Annotated in this window: 4 protein-coding genes and 1 pseudogene; 3 read left to right on the forward strand and 2 right to left on the reverse strand. The window is 67.2% G+C overall.

The genetic code is table 11. The features are described from left to right. Nucleotides 1-14 precede the first annotated feature (14 nt). Nucleotides 15-425, reverse strand: a complete 411-nt coding sequence (locus tag V7Q31_RS18255; RefSeq protein ID WP_333835269.1) for a hypothetical protein — start codon at nt 423-425, stop codon at nt 15-17. 266 nt (nt 426-691) lie between these two features. Here V7Q31_RS18255 and V7Q31_RS18260 point away from each other — a divergent pair, with 266 nt between their 5' ends. The 3 genes and pseudogenes from V7Q31_RS18260 to V7Q31_RS19260 all read left to right on the forward strand — a co-directional run. Further along, entirely contained in the window at nt 692-1,327 is a 636-nt protein-coding gene (locus tag V7Q31_RS18260) for a DUF1826 domain-containing protein (RefSeq protein ID WP_333835270.1), read from the forward strand. Between the two features lie 73 nt (nt 1,328-1,400). Continuing rightward, nucleotides 1,401-2,225: a hypothetical protein gene (locus V7Q31_RS18265; RefSeq protein WP_333835271.1), complete on the forward strand. Its 825-nt coding sequence runs from the start codon at nt 1,401-1,403 to the stop codon at nt 2,223-2,225. A gap of 59 nt (nt 2,226-2,284) precedes the next feature. Then, nucleotides 2,285-2,395 (forward strand): annotated as a pseudogene (locus V7Q31_RS19260) (S-(hydroxymethyl)glutathione dehydrogenase); the annotation flags it as partial. A 102-nt stretch (nt 2,396-2,497) separates the two neighbouring features. Here the strand turns inward: V7Q31_RS19260 and V7Q31_RS18270 are convergent. Beyond that, nucleotides 2,498-2,797, reverse strand: coding sequence for a CcdB family protein (locus V7Q31_RS18270; protein WP_333835272.1), 300 nt, complete (start codon nt 2,795-2,797; stop codon nt 2,498-2,500). Between the last annotated feature and the right edge of the window lie 420 nt (nt 2,798-3,217).

The raw sequence follows: 3,217 nt of genomic DNA on the forward strand, positions 1-3,217 counted from the left end.
CTCGCACGCCGCCCCTACGTTCGGGCGGCATGACCCCCACGTTCTCGACGGTCTCTGTAGATCGCGCCGTCCGGCCCCTCGGCCAGCCCGTTCGGCGTAGGCAGGCTCAGCCCGGCGGCGTTGGCCTCGCTGAGCCACACCGTGGCCTCACCGGGACCGTTGGCCGCTCCGGAGCGGTCGCGGTCAACGAGGCGATAGACCGTGTCGCTCGCCCCGTCGCCCACATAGACCGCACCGTCGGACGCTTGCAGGATCGTGAACGGATTGGCGGGCACGCCGAGGCCCGAAGCGTTGGCCCCGTCGAAGAACGTGCGACGCTGATCCGCCGTCCCGTCGCCTGGGAGATCGTTGAGCAGCAAGACGCCGCCCGACCGCTGGTCCGCCAGAAGAACGCCGGTCGCCGGCGCGCGCAGTGCGCGTGTCATGCAGTCACCCCGTGTTGCAGTCGCGCGCCTGCGCGGACCAGCGGTCCCGTGGGTGACGCTTCAATTCCTATCGAATTGCTCGGGTTTATGCGGTGGCGGAGGAGAGCCGTCAAGCGCACACGTCGCTTGATTGTATTGTTATAGTATCACACACTGTCGGTGCATCGCTCGGAGATATCAAATGCCCCGACCTGCCGATGGTCGCCGCCCCTCCGCGCCTGTCCGGGCGGGCCGGCTCGTGGCTCCGTATCTGGCGTGAGCGCGCAGTGAACGTTCCCGCCCGCATTCCGCTCGCCTTCGGCGTCGTCGAGGGAAGTGACCCCGCCATCCTCGCGACAATCGGCGAGCCTGGCGTCTCGGCGGCGATCTGGCGCCGGCCCCGCGAACCGGCCTTCGCCACCTGGATCGACGCGCTGCCGCCCGAGCGGCTTCCGCGCCTGCGCACGCTGACGACGCCCGACCGCGTCGAGCGCGTGATCCACGCAGCCTGCGACAGCGCGGGCACGCCCCCGGGCCCCCACTGTGATCGTCTGGCCAGCGACGCGGCGGCGCTGGCGCAGATCCTGTCGCGCGTCGCGTCCCAGGCTCTCATTGAGGTCAGGCTGGAGCCGGTGGACACCGACAAGTGTCGCCGCTTCCATATTGATCGGGTTCGCTGCCGGATGCTCTGCACCTACCGCGGCGCCAGCACGCAGTACGGGGCGGCGCAGCCGGGCGTCGGTCGCGAGCCCGACGATATACGACAACTCCTCGCCGCCGACGCCGCCCTGTTCCGCGGCGCGCTGTGGCCGGGTGTAGAATTCCCCGGCGTGATGCACCGGTCCCCGCCCCTGGTGGGACGTGGCGAGACCCGCCTGCTGCTCGTGATCGACCCTATGGACGAGGTCGAAGGCCATTGCTGACGTCGCTGGCGGGACTGTGCCCGGGCTCGGCCAGCGACCATCGAAACCCCCTTCTGCAGGAGACCATACGCACATGCGCGCCATCGCCCTTGCCGCACTGATCGCCGCCGCGCCGCTCGCGGTCCAGGCGGCCACCTTTTCGCTGATCGACGGGGCTGCGGAGGCGACTGTCAGCGACCGTAACGGCGTCACCGTCTGGCGCACCGACGGCGGTCGGGACAACATCTTCATCGGAAACTACTATGTCCGCCGCGCCGGAGACTCCCGCGAACTGCCGTTGTCGGAGTTCATCGCTGAACCCAGCGCGTCACAGACGCTCAATGCGGTGAGTCTTTCCTTTCGCGACGACACGCTCGAGGCGACGCTGGACACCGCCCTCAAGGGCGGAGCGCCGGGCTCGTCGCGCTCCACGCTGACGCGCAGCCTGTCGCTCACGAACGTCGGCGAGACCACCCAATCGCTGTTCCTGTTCGACTACACCGATTTCGACATCCGCTTCGACCAGCTCGCGCAGGCGGACCAGACCGTCCAGTCGAGCCCCGGACGGCTTGTGACACGCAGTGGGAGCTTTCCCCTCACGATCGAGACGGTCGTCACGCCTGAGCCCCAGAGCTGGGAGATCGCGGACTTCTTCACCCTCTACACCCGCTTCTTCATCGACCTCGACGGCCCCACCACGCTGCCGAACACGCCAGCGTTGGGAGCCCCCTTTCCGGTCCCTGCAGGCGACAACGCCTTCGCCTTCGGCTGGGCCTTCGACCTGGCGCCTGGCGCGACCTTTTCGGTCTCCAACACGAGCACGATCGCGCCGGTGCCCCTCCCGCCCGCCGCGCTTCTGCTGATCGCCGGTCTTGTCGGACTTGGTATGGCGTCCCGCAAGCCACAGTCCGGCGCCTGACCGCGGGCCAGGGAACGCGCGTCGGGAGATCGAACGACATACCGGAGGAGACAGACCCCATGAAGACCCGCGCCGCCGTCACCTAAGAGCCGAACCGCCCCCTTGAGATCGAAGAGATCGATCTCGAAGGCCCAAGGGACGGCGAGGTACTGGTGCGCATCGTCACCACGAGCCCTTTTGTTGATCGGCGTGGGGTCCCGACGCCGATCGGCGTCACAAGCCGTTGATCTTCCTTCAATCAGAGGGGCTACATCGCCACGCCTGATTCACAATCAGAAACCCGAAACGATCAAATCGACGGCTGCGATGATGTCGTCGCGACGATCGAGAGCGTTCCCGACGACAGGACCTAGTTCGCTGCGCGGGAGCGCGATCAGCTGGGACATCAGGATGACGCAAGCGGCGTCACCGACAGCGACTTCGAGGTGCAGCTTGGGAATGAGAGCGCCCCATTCTGTCCGCAGGACGACCGGCGCGCAAAGGACGTACGGCGTCTCTACGCCGAGGTCCGCCTGAACCCGACAGACGAGCTCGTCGCCGTCGCGAAGGCGATAGATGGCGCACTGGCTCATCGCTCGGTTGTGCGCGCACGTCTGAACCGCGCCAAGGTGGGGCCGTGCCGCTCGAGATGGCGGACTTCGTCGGCGAGGCCAGCCTTCGCTGCTGCGATCCACTCTGTACGCGCCCGGTCGGCCCTCGATTGGGCAATGCCCTGGTCGATCCATTCGCGAACGATCTCCGCGACGGACTTCCCGCGCGCTTCAGCTTCCGCCTTAAGAGCGGCTTTTCGGTGCTCGCCGATGTCTCGGAGGTTCAAGCTCGCTGTCATCGCAGCCTCCCGCCAAATACGCACGCTATACATACTGCAACACATAATGTACCGCAACCTTCACCACTTGGCGACCCGTGAATGGCGGTCTATCGCGTCGCGCCTCCTGCCCCGCGACCGCCCGTTTACGGGAGGAGTGCGAGACGCGGGCTGACGCTGGAGC

Origin of the sequence: Rubrimonas sp., from assembly GCF_036788415.1 — a bacterium.
In the GTDB taxonomy this organism is placed as follows: Bacteria; Pseudomonadota; Alphaproteobacteria; order Rhodobacterales; family Rhodobacteraceae; genus Rubrimonas.

Excerpts from the sequence above, each read along its gene's own strand:
- V7Q31_RS18270 (WP_333835272.1), bottom strand. The coding sequence starts at position 2,797 with ATGAGCCAGTGCGCCATCTATCGCCTTCGCGACGGCGACGAGCTCGTC.
- V7Q31_RS18265 (WP_333835271.1), top strand. The coding sequence starts at position 1,401 with ATGCGCGCCATCGCCCTTGCCGCACTGATCGCCGCCGCGCCGCTCGCG.
- V7Q31_RS18255 (WP_333835269.1), bottom strand. The coding sequence starts at position 425 with ATGACACGCGCACTGCGCGCGCCGGCGACCGGCGTTCTTCTGGCGGAC.